Here is a 22,704-nt window from a genome sequence, read left to right on the forward strand (position 1 = left end):
ATGATTACTCAATGTGATTTTCTATTATTCGGCGCCATCATTTTAATCTCCATACTCTTTTTCTTTGATTTTTTGTTTTTGTTCTTCTTCATGATGATATGAGATATTAATTTCCTCATTTTCCTTTTCCCGTGTCGGAGATTCTTCTGCGAGTTGAAGATCGGGTATTTTCTGATCATCATGCAGTAGTGCCGATTCTAGTGTTATGTCCTGCTTCTCATTAATTTTTTTTATTTCTCTATCTTGCGGTAAACTTTCAGTGACTTCATTTATAGGGATATTGGTATTATCGAGTTCAATCACAATCGAATGGTCTTTGGTACCTTTTTTAAGGCTTCATCAAATTGTGACAACGAATAAAGATTGATGCTATTCTCATCATTGCCTTTGTTTAAAACAATATAGATACCATCTGATGCACCTTTGTAAGTGGCTTCTTCGATGTCTGTTTTTCCTGTATAAACGTCAGCCTGAATGTGAAAATTTCCTCGTTGAATTCCGTGTTCGTTAATGACGCGCAATAATAATTCTGGGTGGTTATGATGGGAAAATCTGGCTATTTCAAGTAGTGTCGGGTCGATTTTTTGCGCTAATTTGGTATTGCTAATTTCTTTGCTGTTATCCCAAATTCTGATTTTATTTCTAGCCAGTTGATCTTCCTGTTTATTCAGGATGTCATGCGCGGTTACTCTGTCGCCTGAATTTTTTGTAAGGTTTTTCATCCAGGCATCCCCATCCCGCAAATAAAGCTGAACGTGGGCTTTTGCTCGGGATAATTCCACATAGGTATTATCCATTGCAGCGAGGGTACGCGCCCCCTCATAGACGATGACATAGGGATGAAGCGCCTTGTGAAGCATAACTTGTGATGGCGTAGGTGTAATCCAGATGTCTGTCGGCATATTCTTTCTATGGTTGATACGTGATGAGCTTGCCGTTTAACTTAATATAGAGCTTATCGTCCTCAATCCGCTTTATTATGCCCCTGTCGTTATTGGTAATATTGCGGTCTTTATCGGTTGTGGTGAGGCGGATTTTCACCTTCTGAGACTTCAATGGTTTTGTCTTCAAAGAGCGCGACGAAGGCAGGATTAACTTCAAGCGGTGACAAATATTTCTCCTGATTATTTTCCCGATTTACCAGGCTCACAATGCCTTCTTTTGAAATCTCCGTTATCTCAAAATAGTATTGATTGATTTTTGCGATGTGCCCCAACTGGTTTTGCCAAAACTGGCTATCTTTTAAACCGCTTCCTGATGGTTGATGCGTTGTAAAACAGGAATACGGGCTGATTTACCCAGCATCTGTTGACTTTGCATCACCGCATGAATGTTTTTATTTAACTGATTTCGATCGGCATTTAACGGGGTGATAATCACCGTGTTATCACGCGCTTCTTTCGTTCTACCCACATAGTCATCAATCACCATTTTTATCATTTGATTGTCGTTTTCCTGTGGTTTACCTGATGAATCCCCCTTCATGATTGCGCTTTCGGAGATAAAAGCACCATTATTCCTTGCTACCCAGTCAGGGGAAACCTGATAAATAATATCCAGTGATTTTTGTGTGTTTCCAGCAATGATTGCTTCAATGGCGGGTTTTAATTCGGAGATTTGTCTGACGATTTCATCCATCACCACTTTATCGGCGGCACTTCGTTGCCAGGCGAGGGCAAAAGGAGCGCCTCGTTCGAAGGCTTTTAGCTGTTTTGTATCGCCTGAGAGGACGACTCTCCCTCCATTATCCGTGATGTTAACCAGTAATTCTGCCAGGGTCTTATTGCCAATCATCGAGCTTTCATCAATCACAAACAAGGTATTTTTATACGATGTTTTGAGATTGTTCTGGTGCTTTTCCATCAGGAAACTGGTAATGGTTTGTGATTTTATTCCCGCTGCCTGTAATTTATTGACGGCTTTATGGGTGGGTGCGAGCCAGACGATATTCACATCGGGTCGATTATCGTTAAGTGCTTGTGCTACCGTTTTAAACTGGGTGGTTTTACCAACACCCGTATAGCCTTGTATCATTATAGTCTGGTCTTTTGAGGTTAAGACGAGTTCGGCGGCTTTTTGTTGGCCTTGGGTTAATCCGGTAAAATGCAGTTTTTCTTTATTTTGTATTAACGGCAATTGACTGTTTTTGCCCTGTAAAATCTGCGTGAGGATTTTCACCTCGTTATCAAAATCTTCTTTGCGAATAAAGCGCCCATAAAGCTCGTGCGTTGTTTCATCCGAGCATTTCACTTCGCCTTTTTTTAGGCGTTGTTTAAAAGCACTTATGCAATCATTAAACGTAAAATTACTGGATTTTGCTGCATCGGTAATCACATCCAGACTATTAAAAACCATACTTGATTTTGTCCGCCGGTCAATCACGATGTTTAGCTGTTTTTGGATATCAGGGGTGACATTATGTTTTGCGACACTGGCGGCTTTTATGAAGGATTCATCACCTTGCTGGATATCCGATAGCACGGTGGTGCTAATTTCACTTTGCTGTAACTTTTTTTGGATACTTTCGCTATCCAAACCAGTGATGTCAATAATATTCTTCCCGCTGCGTCTTATCTGGTTGATAGTCGAATTATTCACTTCTTTTTCGTTAAACACCGCAATCACTGTTTGCGTTTTATCAAGACTATTTCCAAACGCTTCATAATAGTGGTATTCCAGTTTACTATCGGCTTTTGGGGTGAATGACGCTTTTTTACCGTGCTCATCTTCCATAATGATTTTATCGGCAAATAAAAAATTGCCTTTTTTTAGCTCGGTAATGGTAAAGGTTTTGCCCGCCTGGATATTTTGGCCAAACACACTGGTTGATTTGACTCTATCACCTTCTCGCAGTTCTATCTCTTGCACCTTAAAGAGACGGTAATGGTTATCTATTTTATTAATTGAAAGCGCAGAGGTGTTGCCGAATTGGTCTTGTAACAGGAGTTTATTATTTTGTTTGCTAATGCGTGTTATCTGATACTGCTACCGTTCATTTTCTGTGGTGCGCTCAAGTATCATGCCGATGTTATAGGTATTACGCTGATTACGGTTAGCTGCATCTAAAAATATCGATTCTTTGGTGGCCACTACCATTTTATTTTCAGACAGTAATCCTTTTTCGATTAAAATATCACGGGTTTTGGCTGTTATCGCTTCTTTTGTTGGGTTATTTCCTGCCTGAATGATGACATTCTTATTTAAAGCATAAAAGTTAGCAAAATGATTAGCGACGGTCTATATTCTGCTCGTTTTGTCCTGGTCAGGGATAAAATAAAGATGTTTGTCGGCATTCGATTCAAACTCGTTAATCGGTTCGGCGCCGAGTGCGCGGGCTATTTCACCGGTCAGTCCCTTATTTTTACGGCTAGCGCTATCTAATGCAATAATCGTGTCGCCCTCGGCATATAAACGACTAAGTAATGCCGCAACTTTATTAAGGGGGAGATGTTTAGACTGGTAAATCCCGATTAATTGCCGTTTATTGTTATTTTTCTGGGTGTCATTTAAATAGTCATCAATGCTGATGGTTTTTACTTTCTTATTGGCATACTCTTGTAATTTATCACTAATTTTTTTATTCGGTGTAATAATCACGGTGTTTAACTTATTTTCTTTGGTAAGGGAATGAATTTCCTCGATAACCTGAATTTCATGGGTAAACCCGCTTTTAAGATTAACCAGATTAAACCGGACATTGTTTAGCGTGATATTTTTGGCTAATGCGCTTTCTTGTGTTGTTGTCAACTCATGTTTACTGTACCGCAACTGATGAATTAACGTGCTGACCGTATTTTCCTGCTTAAGATGGTTCTCTGTGGTTAACAGCGTGCTTTCTGAATTAAATGGTACGAGATTCCCTTGTTTAATCGCCTGGTTAATTTCTTTTCTTAAGGTTTCCAATACTTTCGGCTGGCAAGGGATGCGATTAATGACATGGGTTAATAATGCATCATAGGAAAATCGGGTGGTTTTATCTGATAGTACCTTAATGGATTGTGAAATGACCTCTTTAAGGTTAACTACAGGCGCAGATGGGTTGACGGTTTCTGCTTTTTTCACGTTATCCGCTGAATAATCGGTTTTTGCGAGCACCGCTTGCCATTCTTTATGGAGTGTCTCAACATTGGTAAAGGTTTTGGCCTTACGGGTGGCTAACACGGCGGCACTCTTTTGTTTGGCGGAAGCGGTTTCGCCTAACGCCTCGACAACCTCTTTGCGCCTGAAGGAAAAAGGTTCGGTTGGCACGCCTTCTATTTCCCATAAGCCATTTTTCCCTGTTGAAACAAAAGAAAATCCCTGCTTTTGCAAACTTTCTTTTAGGTGCTGTCGATAAATAGACCCAAAGGTAATCTGTAAATCGCGGATAATTTCGTTAAATCCATTGCGGTTGATTTTATCCGATGACAGTATTTTCCAGCCTTTCTTATCTGACCAGGTAACATTGATTAATAAGACATGGGTATGTAAATTAGGGTCGAGATTCCGGTTAGAGCGATGAAGGAAAAGGGCAGCAATTGTATTGCCGGTCATTTCCGTTTGCGTGATCCCTTTTGTTATTGTGCGGGTTGAGCTTATATTTTCAATCTCTTCGAGGGCTGATGCCACCGCCTTTTTATGTACATCAAGCACCGCAGTATTACCTTCAACCAGGGCTAATACCGAGACACTTTTGGGCGCGGAAAAGGTTAAATCATAGTCTGGTCGATGCTGATTTTTCCCCATTTTATTACAGGTTAACTGCGAGCCATCCGGTAATTTCCCTTCCAGCATCTGTTCAAAGGTATTTCTATCCACCGTGCCGGTTAATCCTAATCGTTCAGCGCCTTTACCAAACCATTGCGTCCTTTCTTCACCGACAAAGTAATAGTTATCCTTTTCCTCATAATAGTGGGCACTGGCGGAAGCGCCCCGACTGGTGAGATTTTTGACCAACAGCATAAGCTAAATATCCTTTTCTGTGTTTTTTGTCAACGATCACTGAAAACTGATCCAGTTTTTAGCTAAATACGATCAATCAAAGTTGATCCACACAATTCTCTTTATGGTTTTTGTGCCGTAGGCATGGAAGGTGAAAAAAATACTTATAAAGTTCTCATATGTTTCATTTCGCCGATACGTGAGTGAAGCGAACCTCATATTACTGACATGGCGCATAAAACCGCGTCAGCCCACTGCTAAGCCGGTTTTTGGTTGAAGGATATTACTGATGTGGCAGGTTCAATATGAGTGTACTTTGAGTCATCTTTCATGTTGGATTTTAGTAGGTTCCTCTGAACATTTTTTTGAGGATGGTGTCGCTTAAATTGGCAAAGTGGATCATTTTTGCATGATTGGTGACACTTTTTTCATGTTTTAGGTTATTGTTTGTCTCCTGTGTTGGGTTATCCAAGTTATTCTCTTCTGCTTCTAATACCGGTTTGCCGGTTTCTGCGGTGCCATAATAATTAACCGGTTCAACATAATGAAAAGGTTCAGGAGGTGTTATTTCCATCGTTTGAGGGTTGTTGGTCTGGTTTTAATTGCTTTTATCTGATTGATTGCGCCGACCTGTTACCAGCTTATCGAGCTTATTTTCAATCCCCGATTTATTCAGTTCCTGCTCAATCTGATTATCAAAAACCGCTGACACATCGTGCTCAATTTTCCCTGCGGCAATCGTTTCATATTGCCTATGTTCTAGCGTGAGTTTGACAATCAGCACATTCCCGCGGAGCGAGACAAAGCACTCCAAATCATCCAGATTCTGAATATCAGAGAAGCTGACAATTTTTTCACGGGTATCTTCTTTGGAAAAGTTCACGCCATCACGAATAGTATCCACCCCATAGCTATACTGGTCACGAAATTTCAGTAAACGGGTTTCGCCCAGTTCTTTTGTACCCACTCCGACACACTGCCACTGGGGGCATGGAAATAGAGGCTGGTATTCGCCAAATCCCAGATATTGCGAGCGTCATGATCGCCATAGTTCGCTTCCAGTTACGAGAAGTTTTGAATACCGATGAGGGTTGCCCCACCAAATTTACGTGCCTCGAAGAGATAATCGCTAATGACCGGCAGCTTATGAAGACTTGGCAACTCATCTAACACTGTCCAGATACGACTTTCTCTACTCGGTGTTAACGCCAGTACCGATTGCATGGAGATATTGAGCCAGGTGCTGATTAACGGCTTTAAGGCAGTATGTAAGCGACCATCACTGGAGATGAAAATCCAGGTATCTTCATCGGCATTTTGCACCCATTCCCGAATGGAGAAAGGCGGCTTACCTTCTTTTCCCAATCCCTGACAGTAGCGCAAGGCTTTGACATAAGCACTTAACACGGTACGAATGTTCATCTCGGTTTTTTCTATACTGCCATCGACCGGATTAGCGGCATCGGTGCCCTGCACAAAATCATACAATTCAGCCAAAGAAATGGACAATAACCGCTGTAATAATTTTTTAATCGAGCGGTCAGGATGTGAGCGCATATGCTCTGCGGTGGCGACAAACAAAAGACGAGCGGACATCAGCCAGAATGGGTCACCGCTTTTGACATCGGGGAATAACGGCAGCATAAAGGTTTCAAAATCGGAGCGGTCTTGGCACTCACGCTATAAATCCCAGTTCTGGCAACGCGCATCCATTAGATTTCAGATAATATCTTTCCCTTAGCGATAAAAAAGCGGGATAAAGTTATTGCCTTTATCATAGATAATAGCTCTTTTCCGCTGTTTTCTTACCTGCGTTAACAGGTCATTAATGACGGTGCTTTTCCCTGTTCCCATGATGCCATGCAGTCCAATATTTTGTTGTTCGTTGTTTTCAACTAGGTGTAAATCGCCAATTTTAAGCGATGAGAGCTTACCTTTGGCTTTTAAGAATCGGTTAATCTCTTTTACTGACCCTGCCAGATAGCGACCGCCGATAATCTCATTTTTCCGCTGCTGGGCGCCTTTTTTACCTAACCACCAAAACACCGCAACAATCAGACCAACAAAGGTAAAGGAGGCGACCCCCCATGCCCAAAAAGCCGCTTCTTTCAATAAGACATAGCAATGAATAAAATACCGGTCGAGGCGCACTTATCGGGCGGTTTTTTCAAATTCAATAACCTGATTGGTTCTGTGGTTTAACCAGTGAAAGGTGAAGGTTCCGCCTTCAATAGTACCAATCGCCTCCTGTAGCGGTATCAACAGTGTATCCATTGCCCAGTAAGCTAACCTGTGTATCATCTTCTCGACGGGGATCTACCAGGTGATGGTGGCAAAAAAGACCAACACCGTGGCAATAATTACCCAGAACGCCACGATATTGGCTATCTGCATAAACATCGCCACCATGTATTTAATTATCTGACCGCCCTGGGTCATGTTTCTGGCATCAAGACTCATGATTACTTTTCCCTAGCAATAGGAAGCCCAATTAGTTATCGAAAAAGCATTAAGTTAACTGGACTTATTATTTTGAGAGAAATTAAAGAATATTGGCGATACTTTTGGCTAACTGGTTTTCCAGTTCCGGTTTTGCTTCTTCAAATTTCAGGTTGACTTTGTTGGCATTGGACACAATCCGCGTCTGGTATTTATGGCGGTTGGTGGTTTTGGTGCTGGTCTGCAATTGAGAACCGGAGGTACCTTGTTTCAGGCGTGCGGTATCATTTACGGTCAAATTATTGTTTTTGCTTAATGCGCTAATCTGCAAATCGGTGATCATGGTGTAATTCACATCTTCCACCATTGCATCAGCGGCTGCGCCAATCAGACCTGCGGCTAATCCCACGCCTAATGCGCCGCCGGTAGAATCGACGTTATAAGCCATGGCAGTTGCGCCCACCACTGCGCCGATGTCAGCGCCTTCATAACCTTGCGATAAAAATCGTTGGGTATCTCTTAAATCCATCTTATCGGCTTTTAAAACATTGGCCTGTATCCAGTAGTAGGCGGCATTAGGATTATTCACCACGGTATAGCCTTTGGCCTCAACCGCTTTTCGAATTAAACTGGCTAAATCTGACATCTCTTTATCGGATGTATTTTTGATTTGTAGGTAAACGGTTTTCTGTAAAGCCGGATCTAACCAGATGGTTTCGCTCATTTGGGTTTTTACTTCAAGGTTGCGTTTTTTTACTGCCGTACTGACTGCACTACAGCCTGTTATAGCCACAGATGTCGATATTAAGCTAACCAGCAATAAACGCTTGAAAGGGTGTGTCATTTTTTAAAACTCCATGTTAAAGGTATAAGGGATTACTTGAACAGCATTCTGTTCAAGTAAAAGGTGATAAAAAATGGTTATTTTTGAGGGCTAAATATCACGATGACTCCCTGAGAAATGGTTATTATGATCAAATCCACTTGTCGTGCTGAAATCATTGTCAAAACTAGAAGAACTGCTATATGTGTCATCAAAGGATGACGAAAAAGATGAAAATTCATGGCTACTTGTGCTATACATATTTCCAGCTGAGTCTATTCCCCCACAACTTAATAATCCTGTTGCCGGATTTGTTTCTATTCTGCTGCTGAAACTATCGTCATCAGAATACGTATAATAAGTTTCAGAACTATCATCATTTAAATTTTGATTATTAACGGGAGAAAACTGATGGGAGGAATGATGTGAATATCCATTTCGTTGCCAATCTTGAGGGGCGTAAGAAAAAAGAATTGCTCCAGCAATAAATAATGAAATGATTGCGGATAGTATTATCCCACCATAGATAACTTTGGAAAACACATATCCATCATTTTTTGGCGATATCTCTAAAAATTCTCTTGAAAGAATTAAAATATTTCCGATAAAAAAGCCACCTAACAGAGGGTATTTGAATACTTTCTCACTTTCACGCCAATTTTTTAAAAAAAAACAAAATAAAGCACCCAGGTTAATGACGCTCATGGCGATCATCGATGAGGTTTGCTTAAAGTAAAACAAAAACAGTGTTTCGAGGATGATTATTGTGATGATAAATGCAATAAATCTCATTGTAATTTTCCTCCTTTATCCTCGTACCTTTTAAGATTAGCGGATTTTTCCTTATTTATCGCCTTCTCATTGGCGATTATTTTCTCCTGAGTGGGTTCGACGTTGTGCCCAAAATCGGTTTTTTCTGCCTGTATTGTTTTCGCGTATTCGCTGGTATTGGCTTCGGCGGATTCAAGTAGACTAACTTTATTGCTTTCACTTGTTTCAGGGTTAACAATGGTCTGGTGTTGCCGAATCTGGCCTTTATTAGCTTGTTTTTCCACTTGTGCCGCATTTTGATTAAAACCAGTTGGATTATATTGGCTGGCATCATGAAGGTACCTGCTTACCTTGGTAATGACTGGCTACTACCGTTTGATTGACAAAGTGATTATACCGAATATCATCGGCTATCCGATCACTAAACTCGCTTAACAGCGCTTCACATTGCGCCACCCAGAATCCGTTAACACATGACTTGCCTCGGCTTCACCTAAACGCGAATAAGCAAACTGGGTAAAATCCTGCTCCAGGCGATGGGAAGCGCTTAGGCGTTCCGTTTCGGTTACATTGGCTTGCTCCGATATGCGCTGCTCTTTAGTTTGGCTAGCAGTGAATCCGGCAAAGTTTTCGCTAGTATTTTGGAGCGATGCTCTTAAATCTCTGACTAAAGATCGCGTTTCTGCATTGGAGATCCTGCTAACATCATTATCGGTCATATTTCAGATTACTGTCGCTGACTGACTTGATGAAAACTCTTTCGCTGTTTGTATATCATCGCTGGTTTTATTGCTTTTTGAAGCGGAGTCTGTATTAGTGTCTCGCCATTCATGATTGTACCTTGCGTTGGCATCTAATTCCCGCACTCGCTTTTGCGTTTGATGATCCCTTGCTAACACTCAGGCTCCCTTTTGTTCAAAATCCAAAACCGGCAACATCGGTACTATCCGTTGAAGTTCTATCTTCTCTCGCTGTACTGCTATTTGATGATAATGAAGATCTCGCCTGTTGTGATTGTCGCTGAATATCTTCTATTGCCTGATGTTGTTCACCTGTTAACCCACTTTCAAATGACCCTTGTTTGTTAAACTGGTTACTTAGCGCCGTTGAGATATTGTAGGTGTCCTGAATTGAGCTTTTTAAGCCCTGATGGTAACTTTCACTTTCTTGGTATTGACTCCTTAACGCTTTGCTAAAGCTGGTATCGAGCATCGAACTGGTTGTCCAGATTAAACGGCAGTTTCGAGATGGATGGAGTGGTATCGACAATATGCTGACCACTTTGGGTGGTACTAATCATCGCCCCGTTATCGATTTGCTGGCTGGAGAGTCCGGCTTTGTAACTGCGGTTTAAATCGGTCTTAAAGCCATTGATATTCTCGACCTGCATATATTGGCCATGTTGTAATTGCCACTGGCTACCGCTGATGCATCGGCGGTCGTTTCCCCTGCCAGGGCATTACCTAGATAGGAGCCGGCACTGGCAATCTGTTGACCCAGTGAGGTGAAGAGTTTAAAACTCAAAAACGGAATCGACATCATCATCCAGCCCGCGATCCCTGCGGTGGTACTCCCTGTTTGAGTCAATCTGTCCAGATTCGAGAAGGCGACATTTTCCCCACTAAAGGTCATGGCCATCATAAAATTATAAATGTGATTAAATATGGCAAACATCACCGGCCATAACATTAGATTACCCATGATGTTCAGATAATTAATTATCACCTTGTACGTTATTTTTCTTACAAAAAGCGCTAATGCCATAATCGGGAAGAGCGAAATACACAACAGCATCAACACCATATTGAGTTGTAGTAATGTTTCACTGGCCTGATGGGATAAACGCATTTTGGCTAGCGATTGTTCCGTGGTAATGAGATTTAACCCCTGCAGGGTCATTCATGGCCGCGGCATAGGCGTTAAAACCTTTTCTTAAGCCCGCTATCATGATGTTCTGTTTTAAGATATCGGCTGCAGATTGGCTTGCTTTCACGAAGTAGTTATAGCTCCCTTCCAGCATATGCGGTAATACCACCGAGGCATCGTGTCGTCCTGGAAAGAGTTTACACGCATAAAACATCAGCGTTCTGCCGGTTCCAGTGGTATCTAGATTAAGCAGCGCTTTGATTTTTTGCATGGTTTCCACCGCTGAGGGCGGTTTTTGCCGTGATGACTGAGCTTCCAGCGATTCCTACTGTGGTTCAGGCTCGTTATACCAGTGCCAGCCGACCGCAGGGGAATAGTGATAGCCATCGTCGGGCTTTGCTGTAACTACCGCCGATAACAGCAAGCTACTTAACAAAAGGTGCTTCATGGTTGCCGCCCCTGTAATTCATTCTTAATCTGCTGGCTGATTTTCTCAGTGAGCTTTTTGCTATCCGGTAATGTTGTTTTGCTATTAAGCTCATCATAAAACTTAGTGAAATCGAGCGTATCAAATCTTACCCGTTGCAACTCATCAATCGTCAGTCCGCGACAATCAGGATGCTTCGCACTACCAAATCTTACACCAAGCTGACCACCCCGACCTTGTGATTAGACAATCTGCGCGAGCTTACTACTATCAAACATACAATAGCTGTGTTTTTTCGCAAGCACACCCCTAACACGTCTTCGGCGCAAAATTCAACCCACATCGACCACCAAGCCTTTCTCTTTGGCTTTACCAATGGCTTTTTCTTCACTGTCACAACTGGCAAGGCCAATATCTTGCCCCCAACCTGTACTTTTACAACAATTACTAAAGCCAATCGCCGTTTTACGGCACGCCATCGGTTTACCGGTAAACGTACTGATATTTTGGCCATCCACACCGATGTCTTTACCGGCTTTGGCTAGTGCGGTTAATTGCGATACCGCTTCACCAAAATCATTGTTTTTACCGGCGGCAATAGCGGCACATTTGCCGTCTGAGCAGTAGAATTTACCGCCACAAAGAAAACCTTCTCCATGAGTGGTTTGCTGACACTGGAACTTCACCGATTCTTTAACGCATAAATTGCCGATTTTCTGCAAACACTGGCGCGACCCTTCACTGCAATTGGGGTCTTTTTCCCAACGACCACAAGTATTATCATCGTTTTCAGAGACGACCCACTGTTCGGATTGTTGCCAGTAAGGGAGTGTGACAGGATAACGTTTACCATCTTTAACGACATAACGAGTTTCTCCTTTTTAACTGCACCAGGCTTTGGCTTTGACGGCATTCGCTTTATCCACGAGGCAGTTCGCTGTCCAAACGACTTTTGGATGCCAGATTGCTTCATTGACTTTTACGGTAAAGTGCAACGTTAATTTGGCGGGGCTATTAAAGCGATATCTTTTCGCACTGTCTCGATCGTTGTGTGAGAATCGGATGGGTCGACTTTGACTAAATTTTCGGTCAGTTATATTCAGTTCTCCACTCAGCGTCTGTCTTGAGCCGATCCAATAAAAGAAATCACCACCAAGCCCTGAAACTTCCACACCGCCATAGCAACGATGGCAACCTGGGTGAGCATAAGTTACTTTTTCTATCGTCCCCTCACTATCCGGCGTGATAACCACCACAATCCGACTCCCTTCCTTATGGAACGGTAAATTTTGCAATTGATATTCCCGTGGGATAGTTCTGCTTTGCGTTTCACTTGTCCATTCAACGCTGGCCGTATTGGCACAGGTACTGACAATGGTTTTTCCCCGCTCGCAAACATGCCCTTTAAAGCTTGACTGGCTAATTTTTTTACTGTGCTGACTGCGGTGATGCCTTCTGCATTTTCCTATATCGTCTGGCTGTTTTTCACCATATTCGATTGCCAGTCGATTTTATCCTTGGGATTGTTGATATAGGTTTCACGGGCGAGTTTGCCTAATTCACTTTCATTAAGGGACTGATTGGCAGCATTACCTATTTTCGATGAATCTTGATAAAAATCGGCCTCATTCGGGTTAGCGGTAAAATTGGTTAGTTCCTTTTGTGGCTAAAAATCCTTAAGGGTAGACTCTGCTTGCTTTTGTGTTTATTCGGCAAGGTCATAACCTTCTTTCGCGGGCACTATCCATATCGTTGGTAAAAGCCGATATCGCAAACATAAAGAGCGGCACGGTCAGTGTTTATTCATTGCGGCACGCTCCATGACGATTAATCTGCGTTAATCCTTCATCCAGCGCCATTGAGCCATACACGATATCAAAATCCTTACCACAACGTTTAACCAGCGCAGGCGCCTGGATAATACCATAATAGTCAAAGCGCAGCGGATCAACCCGGATGCCTGCTACCTGATATTTTTCAATCAGATTGAGTAAGTAGCGTGCGGTTTTTTCCATACTGTTGTCAATCAGGCCATTAAAATATACCGTAATTCCTTTTGCCTGTGCCGATTTTAATAGTGGCACTAACGTTTTTTCGGGGATGCTGGAGGATAAAAAATAGGCAGTTTCTTGTGTAATACCTTCTAACGGTATCCCTTCCTCTGCCTGTGTGGCGATTGAAGTGATTAATATCAAAAGTGAAAATAATGCGATTTTTGGCATCGTTATTCTCCTAAAGCAGCACACAGTTGCGTTTTTTCCACACCAGATAGCCGTAGTTTTTTTTTGGTATTGGGCATTTCTTTACCGGTTTGCCAGCTAATCACACTGCGACTGGTGGGATGACACTGACTAGCATCCGGCACCGGATTGACCATCTGATAGCGATAACGGCTTTTTGGTATAATCACGGTCGGGTATTCCTGACATACGGCTTTATTTTCCCCTATCGTGCCCCAAATCATGCCCTGGCGATGTAATTTAAAATTCATGCGCTCGGTGAGTAATAACGCACTATTAATGCCACTGCTTTCGGAATAAATCGTCCCTGTGAATGGATACATTGAGCCATGTGAACCAGCGCACCAAAAGAGCGCATCCAGTGGTAAGCGGGCTTCACTGGCAATCGCATCGGCGGCACAGGCTAAATAGGCAATGCCGTTGCCAAAAAGTAGCGCCTCTGGATTGGTAAAAAGCGCCAGATTGTCGTCCATCTACATCGGGTCAAGCTCAGAGAGATAGCCAATGTCATATTCACCGCCTTGCATACAGCCAATGGTGGTCAAGATATTGAGCCAGCTAATCAAGGGATATTTATACCAGTGAACGTAGTACATCCAGCCTGGGTTTTCATTGGCGACTTTGGTGCCTTTTCCTATGCTAATCTGCCCAATCGGAATGGTGAAACCGCCTATATTGACCCATATTGACCATGTACAATCGGCGCGCGGGTAACACCGGTCATGGCAAACGGCTCCCAGAAACCTATCGCAATCCCTGGGCGCTGAAATAACGGCGGTGACGCAGGACATAGCTGAATCGGCGAGGAAGGATTGCGCGTATCCGGCAGGCTACTGCTATTTAAACTAATATCACCAAGGCTGATTGGAAACAGATAGCGCTAGCAGATATCGGTAATAGGATTGACCCAACGACCCTCACACAATGATGCTTTTGCTAGCATCGGGTTAAGCAGCAAAAAAGCGAGCAATAAGTGCAAGCGTCGCGTTTTCATTATGCGCCTCACTTCGCTTTTTGGACGGCGGCTAATACCGTTTTTTCATCGACCACACCGGTTAACATCGCGGTGTTGTTCACGTCTGGATTTTTAGTGGCAGTGACAATGAAAGCGAGTGTGGTTTTTATATTTAACACTTCCAAAAAGTATTTGGTTTGCCTGGCTATCTTGTCGCTGGTGACATCCCAACCCAAAAGCTCATCTTTCGTGCCAGCAAACGCAGTCCCTACGCCAAACATTGCTTCTTTTACGGATTGCCCCTTAAACAGCTGGCTAAAATAGTGCATAAATGCCTTCTCTCCCTGCAATATCCAGACTTTTATTTCAGCCTGAGACGCTAATTGGGCATTCGGTAATTCACCTTGTGTATTTCGAAATATCACGCGAATATCGGGGTGGTTTTTTGCCAGCGTTAACAACTTCGGTGCCATTTTTTTACAGTCGGCACACGCATAATCGTAAACCGCGACAAGCGTGACGCTTCCTTTTGCATTAATGACCGGATGCATGCCACCATAATTCGTACTGATATCTTCAATGGCGCTTTTTTGGATCTCTTCCGCGATCAGCACTTTACAACCTAATGCAATAATCGTGTCGCCCTCGGTATATTTTGGCGTACAATGTGTTATTTCGGCTAATACCGCAGCCGGCAACAGTAATGCGCTCAATAATAAACCCACTGTGATACGGCTTTTCATAAAATCTCCTGTTTTTGTATTCTGATTTCGGTGCCTTTTCTTAAGCTCATCAGCCGATTAAATAATTCATCACCAATGTCGGCATCAGTTTTGTTTCATTAAAGACGTAAACTTCGTCGTCAGGCGAAAATTCAGAGGCTACTTGATGACTGAATTCAATTAAAACGTCAAAATGTTCAATTTCTGGGTCTGGGTAATGGCATAAACAAATACGCATATCAGGAATACCGACATTCATCATCACTCTCAGCTCTTTCCATATTTTCTGCTCAAGCGTCCCGCTGTGAGGATAAAGATAAATACGGTGATGATCGGGTTTTTCGGGATTAACGTCTAAATCTTCAAACTAACTCATTTTACCGCCACCTCAGTTATGCGTAATAATGATTCATTTGGCATTTTATCGACCACGCTGGGTAATTTCTCAATGCCAAACCGGTTAACTAAAACGCCACCCTGGTCAAAGTAGATCCGCTGATTTAAGGTCTCCGCCGTTGTTTTTATATTCTCGTTCACCAAAATGATTTTATGGATGGCGGTCGTGGTTTTTTGCGCAGCGGCCCAGACAAGCTGCTTTTCATCATCGCCATCAATAAAATAAAGCGTTTCATTAAACGGCGTGATATCAAAGGGGCTTACCTTCTGTCCTTTGCGCGCAAAGACGATGCCATTGTGGTCACGAATATCTTTAGTGACGGTGAAACTGGGATCAAACGTCCGGGTGGTATTTTTTAACGCTTTGGTGAGTCGGTGAACAGGCTCAGGTCGTTCGGCATTTTTTGTTCCCCGTTCACGCCATTCATAGTGAATTTTCTCCTCATTGCCTAAAAAGGCACTTTCAACCTGCTTCTCTATCACGGTAAGGAGATTTTGTTCGGCTATCCCCCATACATCACCAAACGTGCCGATTTCAGAGGCTAGACTGACCGCACTAAAACTCATCAAAATTCCGACACAAGGCAGCCACTTATTCATGATTTTTCATCGCCTCTACAATTTGTTGCTGGATATCAGCTGTTTTATCCACTGCCCCGCTCACCAATATTAACGTGTTACCTTTAGCTTCTTTTTCTAAAACAGCCTTCAGAGTGTTGTTGTATTTTGCAATGAGTTGGTCTTTTTGCGCCTCCATTAAGTCCAGTTTACTAACCTGTACCAAAAAGCGATCAGTGGTCTTCTTCATATCAAAAGTGACAATGTTTGGCGGCGGAAAAAGCCAGTATTGTGCGGAAATAAACAGCAGCGCAATTAACAGGCTACTCGCAATAAATTTTATGATGGAAGTCGTTTTCATGCGACTAGGCCTTTTTGACGGGCTTTTTCAGTGCAGGCAAGTTATCCATTACGCCTAATAGGGCAAGCAAACCTGAAGACACTAATGCCGCATGACCTAAAGAAAGAAAAAATATCAGCGGCGCCGGCAGATTCGCGTTAACGGCGAACAGCTGAATTTGACTGACATCCAGTCCGAGATTGTGAGCAGTGAATCCCACCATCAGCAAAATTATTGCTGACCAATACAGCATTTCTACCATCCACTTTAAATAGGTGTTTGGCTTTAACACTGCGTTGACCCATCGAGGTTGGGTTGTTTTTTGGCTGAAATACTCAACGATTGCCAAACCCAAACAAAAAATCCCTAAAATCCAGAGTGTCTGGGTCATCCCCCAAAAAAGCGCCAGGATTTCAAGGTTAGGGTTTTGTTTTATTAGTTGGGTGACGGCGTTGAACGATATCCCGCCTGCCCCTACCCCAAGGGTATAAAAACAAGACACCAACAGAATGAAAAACGAAGCGAAAGTGAAGTTGATCGCTTTACTTATTGCATGCGTTTTCGTTAATCCTGTGAGTAATGAGATTATTCTTTTCATTTTTGGGTTCTCCAAAAAAATTAATCGGTTAAGGTGATTACAGTTGGGGTTGTACGCCGGAACCGCCGAAATTTCCGGCATCAGGAATCAGGCGGCTTTTTGATCATATTTCAATGTGCTGACGTGTACGATTATGGTGCCATCAATGAGAATTTATTCGTCCCGTTATATGAGACGTTGCGGCCAGCTATTTTTCGTACTTGAATGGCGGGCTTAGCTGCTGTCAGGTTAACGGCGGTCATACGTACAGGCCGCCGAACGCCAAAATTATGCGTCACGAAAATTTCGGCGGTTCCGGCATAGAACCCCACAGTTGTTTCCTAAAGCCCTATCCCATGGCATGTTTGGGTAATATCCCGAATACTTGTTGAAATCATGAAAAATTCAGTGGTGAGCGCAACGATTAGTATCCTGTAAATTATCCATCGCTACCTTGACTGCGGATGTGACTTGAGAAACACACACAACAATGCAATGATTATCAACGCAGTGATGATTATGATGTCCAATCCCCCCTCCTCCCCTCTCACAGTTTCACCTACTTCAATTTAGCCAATAACGCAGGGTCTTTCTGTTGCGCCATTTCAAAAATAATGTCATTGATGTTCGCGCCTTCTTTCAGGCGTTTTTCCCGATAGGTAAAGTCATCACCGCGGGAGGAAAACAGTTCATTGCTTAACGGGTCGAGCATCAATCGATGAAAGCTGCTATAACCGCCAACGCTTAAATGCACGGCACTAAATCCGGCAAGACTGGCAGGGGGGAATTTTTGAATTAACGCCCACTCCATCTCGTTAAAAATCGCAGGCTCTTCTTTATGGAAGGTGGTAAACGCTTTTACGTCTTACATCATGGTGAATTTAAAGCTGCTATTGTCATAACATGCTAGTGACGCGGTACTCAGGTTTTTATCATGGATACCTTGGGTTAAGGTACCAAATGAACCATTATGTTTACGGGCGGTACAGTAACCTTCCTCAATAAAGCCCTGACTTTGTGGCTTTCGGCATCCAGCAGTTTCCAACCTTCATCAATGATGTTCATCTTGCGTAAGCTACGCGGCATGTTGTACATCAGGTTTTCTGACCAGAGCATGAGCGTAAATAACACCACCATTAACAAACACGATTCGCTTTTAAGCCACCCAGCTCAGTGACCACAAAGCGCATATCAGACTTTAAGGTTGGATCACTGCTGTTAAAGTATTTGCCGTATATTCCTTTGGTAGTATATTTATTCAACAATACCAGAATTTCATCAATGCGACCGGTGATACGGCTAGCGGCCTTAATTTTACCGCGATGTTTTTTTAGATAATTAATGACATCATCAATGCGCATATCTTGTTTTTTGTCAGGCCAGGATTCGGTGATAGCGTCCAGTATCAACGATTCATGCACTTCATCCATCAATCCATTTGGGACTGGCCAGAATGCACAACTGGTCACGAATGCGCTCAGCGCTCAAGGTGATATCGGTGATATTGGTAAACGGATTAAAGCGCAAGGTTTCCCCGTTAATGTAAGTGCCACCGACACTCTGGCAAAAGGTTTTGTAACTATCGCCTATATCAAAGATGGACAAATACCCGTCACTGTCTAGCACCTGTCTGGCAATCGTTTGTGCCAGCACCGATTTCCCCGCCCCTGCGGTACCGGATGCAAACCAGTTGAAATTAGTATTTGGCAAACTGCCATCAAAAATATCCAGAAACGCCAGTTGATGGCGGTAACTCGGGAACACAATCCCTACCTGACTGAGTTTGTTATCGGCGATAATTGGCATGAGATTGACCGCCTGAAAAGATTCCGCCCGCTGAATCACACCGATTTTTTAAAAGTCTTTCCAGAGCTTCGAGTTATCGCCTACCGCAAAGGGCAGGTGACCCAAGAAGTTCCGCATCTGCATTAAATCTGCTCTCACCATATTAAGCCCCTACATGGCAAACACTTTTTTGGTGCGCTCAGCTTCTTTAGCCACTTCTTCATCATCACAACAAAAGAGGGTGACGCCGAAGTAATAACCGGACAATGACGTCGCGGTGAACAGCAAGCCTTCGCGCAAGTGTTTCCATTCCGCGTGCTGGCGTTTGGTTGATGCGATATATTTGGCGTAAGAGGAGGCGACTTTACGTTCTAAATCCAGAAACTGCTTATTGGCGTCAGCCTGACTACGCGACTGGTCTTCGGTTTGAATAATAAAGCTCATCACAAATGGGCAACGGATGCCGTTTTACGGATTGAGTAAATTAGAAATGATGTTGCCTTTTTGCCAGAGATAGTGCTCTCTGGGATTACTGTCGAGATTAAAATGAATGGCACGGGTGGAAAACGGTTTGTCTTCTTCATTTCGGCCAGTGATTTCCACATACCCAGACTTAAACCAGTAGCGGGTGTTGTTCTGCACAATCTGCTGATTAATGTCTTTGTCTTCTATCCACTCTGATGAATACGGTTTTAATCTTTCCGTATCCTGGTTAATCATTTTCCGCATCATCTGCAAAAAAAAAGCGGGTGATTGACGCATTGTCAGCGTGGATATCGGACGCATTGAGCGCACTTAATAGATTACGCCGAATTTCACGCACTTTAATGATTTCACTTTCAGTGACTCGCTTGCATGGCTGGCAGAAGGCAAAATACAGATGATAATCTCTCAGCGTCAACGGCAGATTTTGCGGATTAGCAAACTGATTACGCGCAGCATCCAGATAAAAACCCTGCGTAATTTGATTGCATTCATCGGCACGATTGCCTTGCCAGCTAAAATCACGCAATCCGGTGGTTAATTTCTCATACACCGTTTGACTGGACAGCAAAATCACCTGCAGCAGAATATCGCGCGGTAAATTGTTCTTAACCAGTTCTTCTAATGATTCGACCAGCTTTTCATTTTCGCCTATTAAGGGCTGCGCTTCCAGTAAAAATCCCTGTGAGTGCTGGTGAATGAAAAGTTGATGGTCGCTGTCATAATCCCGATAGGGTAATAAGTCGTGTAAATGCGGATAATCCATCGACTCGAGCTTTTTCATCGTTTCACGGGTGGTGTCTTTTTCTATTAAAGCATTGGCCACCAGTTCAATGATTTTCAGTGGATTGACGTGTTTTAGCATCACACCTTCTCCACATTTGCCCAGCTAGCCGGTGTCGTCAGGAAATAAACCACTTCACCGGCATGGACGACCTCATCCGGTGACACATAAGGTGCAATCCAGGCGCGCGTAATGCGCTCCACTTGCCGTGATGGCGCACTGATTTCACCCCAGACAAAGGGCTTGCAAGACACGCCATATTGGAAGGCGTAGTTGATTGATTCGTTAACCAGCGTAAGACAGATTTTTAGCCGGTAATGGTAATGGGTTGTTTCTATTCTGCGGTCGCTCGGTTAACACCGTCACCGCGGGTTCCAAATTGCTTAACTGAATAAAGCGGTAAGCCGATAGATTCAATCCTGTAGCGGACTTGACGACCTCCCCTTTATATTGCGCCGTTGAGTGGCTGGCGGTATCGGTCATCGCATCCGCCTCACTCATCCAGTAACCGGAATCTTTGGCCGGTTTACCAAATTCAACCTCACTATTTATCCCCGCGCAACCGGAGAGCAATATTACGCTACTGATAAGCCATACGCGATACCTCAACATGATGTTGACGTCTTCTTGTTAGGTTTTTTTTGAAAAATCCCGAGAGCCAGTCGCAACATACAAAGCATCAGTGTGATGGCGAGTGACAGACGAAAAACGGGAGTGAACAGGTCAATGGCTTTATCAATAGTTAAGTATATTGCTTCCGGTTCAAACGGATAACTTATTGACAAATTTCCGCTTAATGCAAAAGCAAGCGTGAGCCAGACAAACGTCACGGAGAAATAAAGGCTGACATTCATTATCAGTTGCAAGCCATGCAGGGCGGTTTTTTTAACGATTGACGCATTCGGCTCAACTGGCAAAAGGCGACGCTTTTTGTTCTCACCACATTAAGGGGTGGGCGTTTAATGATGGGTCTCTACGCTAACGTATTCATGGATTTATTCCTCTTTGACTGGTTTCACCTGGGTTAATTTCGACAGAAAAGACGGATGATAAGTCGTAAATGTCAACGATCACCGAAAACTGATCCACTTTTTATCTAAATACGATCAATTAAAATTGATCCACTGCTTTATTCGGTTATTGCTCCTAAGCGCCGCTTATCTTTCAATCGATAGCTTTCATCTCTAAATTTAAAGCCATCATCCGTTGATAAAGACCCAACATAAAAGAAGGCAATCGTTAACCAGAAAAAGATAACCGGTAAGTAAAAAAAGCCGTTTTTAATCAGTTGTAACGTGTGTTCAACGCCATGATTAATGGCGACGATGATTTTTATGGCTAACGTGTTCATGGTTTCGCACTGCCGTTATTTGACAGTGGTTTTGTTGGTGTGATAAAATCGGATAAATCCATTGAAGTTGCACTGCCTAACTGATTGAGCAACTCCGGCGGAAGGTTGGTTTTTACGCTGTTGCTGACGTTTTTAACCATTTGGATGGGTAGTTCACCGGCCTTTTTCGCTGCCAGGTCTTCAATAAATTCCGCCTTAAACCCTTTTTGAAAAACGACTTCGACGCGATTGTCTGCCCCAATCTGGGTAACCGGATGATATTGCTCGGCACGTTCAATGTAATGCCAGTTTATTGGCTGCGGTCGACGCCCCACTACCGAGCGCCTGTCTGGCGATTTCCTGGGTAGGGGCCTGATGGGTTGCGCCCATGCCAACGGTGGTATTGCCAATTTGCGAGAAGGCGTTACCAAAACCCCCTAATGCGCCTGCGCTAAAGGCCAGCCCGAGCATGGCACCATTTCGCATCACCGGTATGCCTTTAATGCCGTTTTTGCCATAAAAGCCCACATGCCCTTCAACCACCTGGTCAATATGTTTGTTGTTAATGACACACGACAGGCGCTCTAACCTCACTTCTGCCCGTTCGCTGGAAATTTCTCCCCAGGCCGATGCAGTGACAAAGCAGTGTGTTAACCTGTCGAGCTTTTGGTTGCCCGGCAGATGAGCAAGTTCGGTTAATTTAAACTGCATGGCGACTTTTTTGGTTTCGCCTTTTACAGACGCATTGGCATCCGTCCCTTCCAGCACAATGGCGGTTGAAAACGTCCCCGGGGGGGTACATAAAAGCCCGATGAAGCATTGTTTTCTTTTTTTGGAGAAGTAAAGCGGGTACTTTCCAACTGACCTTTTGATGGCAGGATAGCGATTTGAGGGGGATGATTCACTTGACTTGCTCCTGGTGTTGGACTGCTCTCCCCCTCCATCGCTTTTTTATTATTCTGAATTTCAGCTTGAAGTTGACCGACATTGGCCTTTAACTGGCTATTTTCGTTTTTAATCGCATCAAAATCGCGCTTGATACCCTGGAATTTCTTTTAGCAGTACGTCCATTGTCTGCCGATTCGCTTTTTCGCTTAGCTGCGCATCCGTGACTACATTACCTTGCACCTTGTTATCAAAGGTATTATTGGTAATTGCACCGGTTAAATCCGGCTCCTGAGTGGTAGAGTTACCTGATTGCGCAGTGCGGGTCAGCAGCGGTTAGTTCAACCCTTGAGGCTTGCCTGTTTATCCACCAAAGTAGCGTAAAAATCGCCACCACACCCAG

At 43.4% G+C, this 22,704-nt stretch carries 41 protein-coding genes and 4 pseudogenes; 1 reads left to right on the top strand and 44 read right to left on the bottom strand.

The window, feature by feature from the left end:
• Positions 1-42 precede the first annotated feature (42 nt).
• The 34 genes and pseudogenes from ARADI_RS16005 to ARADI_RS16165 form a co-directional block, all read right to left on the bottom strand.
• Complete coding sequence (locus ARADI_RS16005) at positions 43-303, bottom strand: hypothetical protein (protein WP_119712672.1); 261 nt, start codon at positions 301-303, stop codon at positions 43-45.
• Entirely contained in the window at positions 300-902 is a 603-nt protein-coding gene (locus ARADI_RS16010; protein WP_119712673.1) for a conjugative transfer relaxase/helicase TraI domain-containing protein, read from the bottom strand. Before ARADI_RS16010 ends, ARADI_RS16005 begins: the two co-directional genes overlap by 4 nt.
• 110 nt (positions 903-1,012) lie before the next feature.
• Complete coding sequence (locus ARADI_RS16015; RefSeq protein ID WP_119712674.1) at positions 1,013-1,216, bottom strand: hypothetical protein; 204 nt, start codon at positions 1,214-1,216, stop codon at positions 1,013-1,015.
• Between the two features lie 26 nt (positions 1,217-1,242).
• Positions 1,243-2,733 (bottom strand): AAA family ATPase, encoded by a 1,491-nt coding sequence (locus ARADI_RS16020; protein WP_369407063.1) that lies wholly within the window; start codon positions 2,731-2,733, stop codon positions 1,243-1,245.
• Between the two features lie 129 nt (positions 2,734-2,862).
• Positions 2,863-3,096, bottom strand: a pseudogene (locus tag ARADI_RS19120) (hypothetical protein); the annotation flags it as partial.
• A gap of 141 nt (positions 3,097-3,237) precedes the next feature.
• On the bottom strand, positions 3,238-4,941 hold the full coding sequence (gene mobF / locus ARADI_RS16025; protein ID WP_119712676.1) for a MobF family relaxase: 1,704 nt from the start codon (positions 4,939-4,941) through the stop codon (positions 3,238-3,240).
• 319 nt (positions 4,942-5,260) lie between these two features.
• Positions 5,261-5,494, bottom strand: a complete 234-nt coding sequence (locus ARADI_RS16030; protein WP_119712677.1) for a hypothetical protein — start codon at positions 5,492-5,494, stop codon at positions 5,261-5,263.
• A gap of 24 nt (positions 5,495-5,518) precedes the next feature.
• The gene (locus ARADI_RS20145; RefSeq protein ID WP_182853322.1) at positions 5,519-5,887 is read right to left on the bottom strand and encodes a type IV secretion system DNA-binding domain-containing protein; all 369 of its coding nucleotides are present in this window, start codon (positions 5,885-5,887) and stop codon (positions 5,519-5,521) included.
• Between the two features lie 95 nt (positions 5,888-5,982).
• Positions 5,983-7,071: pseudogene (locus ARADI_RS19125) on the bottom strand (type IV secretion system DNA-binding domain-containing protein).
• The gene (locus tag ARADI_RS16050; RefSeq protein ID WP_182853323.1) at positions 7,072-7,221 is read right to left on the bottom strand and encodes a hypothetical protein; all 150 of its coding nucleotides are present in this window, start codon (positions 7,219-7,221) and stop codon (positions 7,072-7,074) included. It abuts the pseudogene before it with no gap.
• 15 nt (positions 7,222-7,236) lie between these two features.
• A complete protein-coding gene (locus ARADI_RS16055) occupies positions 7,237-7,380 on the bottom strand; it encodes a hypothetical protein (RefSeq protein WP_182853324.1) in 144 nt (47 codons plus the stop codon).
• An 82-nt stretch (positions 7,381-7,462) separates the two neighbouring features.
• Positions 7,463-8,203: a complement resistance protein TraT gene (gene traT / locus ARADI_RS16060; protein ID WP_119712681.1), complete on the bottom strand. Its 741-nt coding sequence runs from the start codon at positions 8,201-8,203 to the stop codon at positions 7,463-7,465.
• A 90-nt stretch (positions 8,204-8,293) separates the two neighbouring features.
• Entirely contained in the window at positions 8,294-8,974 is a 681-nt protein-coding gene (locus ARADI_RS16065; protein WP_119712682.1) for a hypothetical protein, read from the bottom strand.
• The gene (locus ARADI_RS16070) at positions 8,971-9,237 is read right to left on the bottom strand and encodes a hypothetical protein (protein WP_119712683.1); all 267 of its coding nucleotides are present in this window, start codon (positions 9,235-9,237) and stop codon (positions 8,971-8,973) included. Before ARADI_RS16070 ends, ARADI_RS16065 begins: the two co-directional genes overlap by 4 nt.
• A 147-nt stretch (positions 9,238-9,384) precedes the next feature.
• Positions 9,385-9,672, bottom strand: a complete 288-nt coding sequence (locus ARADI_RS16075) for a hypothetical protein (RefSeq protein WP_119712684.1) — start codon at positions 9,670-9,672, stop codon at positions 9,385-9,387.
• A gap of 3 nt (positions 9,673-9,675) precedes the next feature.
• On the bottom strand, positions 9,676-9,852 hold the full coding sequence (locus ARADI_RS16080) for a hypothetical protein (RefSeq protein WP_182853325.1): 177 nt from the start codon (positions 9,850-9,852) through the stop codon (positions 9,676-9,678).
• 16 nt (positions 9,853-9,868) lie between these two features.
• Positions 9,869-10,165, bottom strand: a complete 297-nt coding sequence (locus tag ARADI_RS16085) for a hypothetical protein (protein WP_119712685.1) — start codon at positions 10,163-10,165, stop codon at positions 9,869-9,871.
• 138 nt (positions 10,166-10,303) lie between these two features.
• Positions 10,304-10,801: a conjugal transfer protein TraG N-terminal domain-containing protein gene (locus ARADI_RS16090; RefSeq protein WP_238149557.1), complete on the bottom strand. Its 498-nt coding sequence runs from the start codon at positions 10,799-10,801 to the stop codon at positions 10,304-10,306.
• Positions 10,776-11,033, bottom strand: coding sequence for a hypothetical protein (locus ARADI_RS16095; protein ID WP_182853326.1), 258 nt, complete (start codon positions 11,031-11,033; stop codon positions 10,776-10,778). Before ARADI_RS16095 ends, ARADI_RS16090 begins: the two co-directional genes overlap by 26 nt.
• A gap of 230 nt (positions 11,034-11,263) precedes the next feature.
• On the bottom strand, positions 11,264-11,407 hold the full coding sequence (locus tag ARADI_RS19130) for a hypothetical protein (protein ID WP_238149558.1): 144 nt from the start codon (positions 11,405-11,407) through the stop codon (positions 11,264-11,266).
• Positions 11,408-11,578: 171 nt separating this feature from the next.
• Positions 11,579-12,082: pseudogene (traN, locus tag ARADI_RS19135) on the bottom strand (conjugal transfer protein TraN); the annotation flags it as partial.
• Positions 12,083-12,127: 45 nt separating this feature from the next.
• Positions 12,128-12,499, bottom strand: coding sequence for a hypothetical protein (locus ARADI_RS16105; protein WP_147392442.1), 372 nt, complete (start codon positions 12,497-12,499; stop codon positions 12,128-12,130).
• Between the two features lie 546 nt (positions 12,500-13,045).
• Positions 13,046-13,468: a TrbC family F-type conjugative pilus assembly protein gene (locus ARADI_RS16110; RefSeq protein ID WP_119712689.1), complete on the bottom strand. Its 423-nt coding sequence runs from the start codon at positions 13,466-13,468 to the stop codon at positions 13,046-13,048.
• 10 nt (positions 13,469-13,478) lie between these two features.
• Positions 13,479-14,480 (bottom strand): annotated as a pseudogene (traU, locus tag ARADI_RS16115) (conjugal transfer pilus assembly protein TraU).
• An 8-nt stretch (positions 14,481-14,488) separates the two neighbouring features.
• Positions 14,489-15,184, bottom strand: a complete 696-nt coding sequence (locus tag ARADI_RS16120; RefSeq protein ID WP_119712690.1) for a thioredoxin domain-containing protein — start codon at positions 15,182-15,184, stop codon at positions 14,489-14,491.
• Positions 15,185-15,233: 49 nt separating this feature from the next.
• On the bottom strand, positions 15,234-15,425 hold the full coding sequence (locus ARADI_RS16125) for a hypothetical protein (RefSeq protein ID WP_119712691.1): 192 nt from the start codon (positions 15,423-15,425) through the stop codon (positions 15,234-15,236).
• Positions 15,426-15,535: 110 nt separating this feature from the next.
• Positions 15,536-16,159 carry a type-F conjugative transfer system protein TraW gene (gene traW, locus ARADI_RS16130; protein ID WP_119712692.1) on the bottom strand — a complete coding sequence of 208 codons (624 nt, stop codon included), beginning with the start codon at positions 16,157-16,159 and terminating at the stop codon, positions 15,536-15,538.
• A complete protein-coding gene (locus ARADI_RS16135) occupies positions 16,152-16,478 on the bottom strand; it encodes a TrbI F-type domain-containing protein (RefSeq protein WP_119712693.1) in 327 nt (108 codons plus the stop codon). Before ARADI_RS16135 ends, traW begins: the two co-directional genes overlap by 8 nt.
• A gap of 4 nt (positions 16,479-16,482) precedes the next feature.
• On the bottom strand, positions 16,483-17,136 hold the full coding sequence (locus tag ARADI_RS16140; RefSeq protein ID WP_147392443.1) for a hypothetical protein: 654 nt from the start codon (positions 17,134-17,136) through the stop codon (positions 16,483-16,485).
• A gap of 50 nt (positions 17,137-17,186) precedes the next feature.
• Positions 17,187-17,366 (bottom strand): hypothetical protein, encoded by a 180-nt coding sequence (locus ARADI_RS16145; RefSeq protein WP_119712695.1) that lies wholly within the window; start codon positions 17,364-17,366, stop codon positions 17,187-17,189.
• 227 nt (positions 17,367-17,593) lie between these two features.
• Positions 17,594-17,845: a hypothetical protein gene (locus tag ARADI_RS16150; RefSeq protein ID WP_119712696.1), complete on the bottom strand. Its 252-nt coding sequence runs from the start codon at positions 17,843-17,845 to the stop codon at positions 17,594-17,596.
• Between the two features lie 54 nt (positions 17,846-17,899).
• Positions 17,900-18,079 carry a hypothetical protein gene (locus tag ARADI_RS16155; protein WP_119712697.1) on the bottom strand — a complete coding sequence of 60 codons (180 nt, stop codon included), beginning with the start codon at positions 18,077-18,079 and terminating at the stop codon, positions 17,900-17,902.
• Between the two features lie 91 nt (positions 18,080-18,170).
• A complete protein-coding gene (locus tag ARADI_RS16160) occupies positions 18,171-18,464 on the bottom strand; it encodes a hypothetical protein (protein ID WP_119712640.1) in 294 nt (97 codons plus the stop codon).
• A complete protein-coding gene (locus ARADI_RS16165) occupies positions 18,457-18,798 on the bottom strand; it encodes a TraG/VirB4 family ATPase (RefSeq protein ID WP_147392435.1) in 342 nt (113 codons plus the stop codon). Before ARADI_RS16165 ends, ARADI_RS16160 begins: the two co-directional genes overlap by 8 nt.
• On the opposite strand from ARADI_RS16165, the gene ARADI_RS16170 reads away from it, so the two are divergent.
• On the top strand, positions 18,775-18,966 hold the full coding sequence (locus tag ARADI_RS16170; RefSeq protein WP_147392436.1) for a hypothetical protein: 192 nt from the start codon (positions 18,775-18,777) through the stop codon (positions 18,964-18,966). The genes ARADI_RS16165 and ARADI_RS16170 overlap by 24 nt on opposite strands.
• 24 nt (positions 18,967-18,990) lie before the next feature.
• Here the strand turns inward: ARADI_RS16170 and ARADI_RS16175 are convergent, their stop codons facing one another.
• The 10 genes from ARADI_RS16175 to ARADI_RS16220 form a co-directional block, all read right to left on the bottom strand.
• Positions 18,991-19,281, bottom strand: coding sequence for a TraC family protein (locus tag ARADI_RS16175; protein WP_500782805.1), 291 nt, complete (start codon positions 19,279-19,281; stop codon positions 18,991-18,993).
• Positions 19,282-19,287: 6 nt separating this feature from the next.
• Positions 19,288-19,539 carry a hypothetical protein gene (locus ARADI_RS16180; RefSeq protein WP_119712698.1) on the bottom strand — a complete coding sequence of 84 codons (252 nt, stop codon included), beginning with the start codon at positions 19,537-19,539 and terminating at the stop codon, positions 19,288-19,290.
• The gene (locus ARADI_RS16185; protein ID WP_119712699.1) at positions 19,532-20,167 is read right to left on the bottom strand and encodes a TraC family protein; all 636 of its coding nucleotides are present in this window, start codon (positions 20,165-20,167) and stop codon (positions 19,532-19,534) included. The genes ARADI_RS16180 and ARADI_RS16185 overlap by 8 nt, the downstream gene beginning before the upstream one ends.
• The gene (locus ARADI_RS21415; protein WP_369407061.1) at positions 20,167-20,340 is read right to left on the bottom strand and encodes a TraV family lipoprotein; all 174 of its coding nucleotides are present in this window, start codon (positions 20,338-20,340) and stop codon (positions 20,167-20,169) included. The genes ARADI_RS16185 and ARADI_RS21415 overlap by 1 nt, the downstream gene beginning before the upstream one ends.
• Before the next feature lie 31 nt (positions 20,341-20,371).
• Positions 20,372-20,698, bottom strand: coding sequence for a hypothetical protein (locus tag ARADI_RS16195; RefSeq protein ID WP_147392437.1), 327 nt, complete (start codon positions 20,696-20,698; stop codon positions 20,372-20,374).
• Positions 20,692-21,003 carry a hypothetical protein gene (locus ARADI_RS16200; RefSeq protein WP_119712646.1) on the bottom strand — a complete coding sequence of 104 codons (312 nt, stop codon included), beginning with the start codon at positions 21,001-21,003 and terminating at the stop codon, positions 20,692-20,694. Before ARADI_RS16200 ends, ARADI_RS16195 begins: the two co-directional genes overlap by 7 nt.
• A 212-nt stretch (positions 21,004-21,215) precedes the next feature.
• The gene (locus ARADI_RS16205) at positions 21,216-21,437 is read right to left on the bottom strand and encodes a hypothetical protein (RefSeq protein ID WP_119712647.1); all 222 of its coding nucleotides are present in this window, start codon (positions 21,435-21,437) and stop codon (positions 21,216-21,218) included.
• The gene (locus ARADI_RS16210) at positions 21,434-21,751 is read right to left on the bottom strand and encodes a hypothetical protein (RefSeq protein ID WP_119712648.1); all 318 of its coding nucleotides are present in this window, start codon (positions 21,749-21,751) and stop codon (positions 21,434-21,436) included. Before ARADI_RS16210 ends, ARADI_RS16205 begins: the two co-directional genes overlap by 4 nt.
• Positions 21,711-22,184 (bottom strand): TrbI/VirB10 family protein, encoded by a 474-nt coding sequence (locus ARADI_RS16215; RefSeq protein WP_182853311.1) that lies wholly within the window; start codon positions 22,182-22,184, stop codon positions 21,711-21,713. Before ARADI_RS16215 ends, ARADI_RS16210 begins: the two co-directional genes overlap by 41 nt.
• Positions 22,151-22,360, bottom strand: a complete 210-nt coding sequence (locus tag ARADI_RS16220; RefSeq protein WP_182853327.1) for a hypothetical protein — start codon at positions 22,358-22,360, stop codon at positions 22,151-22,153. Before ARADI_RS16220 ends, ARADI_RS16215 begins: the two co-directional genes overlap by 34 nt.
• Positions 22,361-22,704 lie beyond the last annotated feature (344 nt).

The organism is Arsenophonus endosymbiont of Aleurodicus floccissimus (assembly GCF_900343025.1).
Classification (GTDB): domain Bacteria; phylum Pseudomonadota; class Gammaproteobacteria; order Enterobacterales; family Enterobacteriaceae; genus Arsenophonus.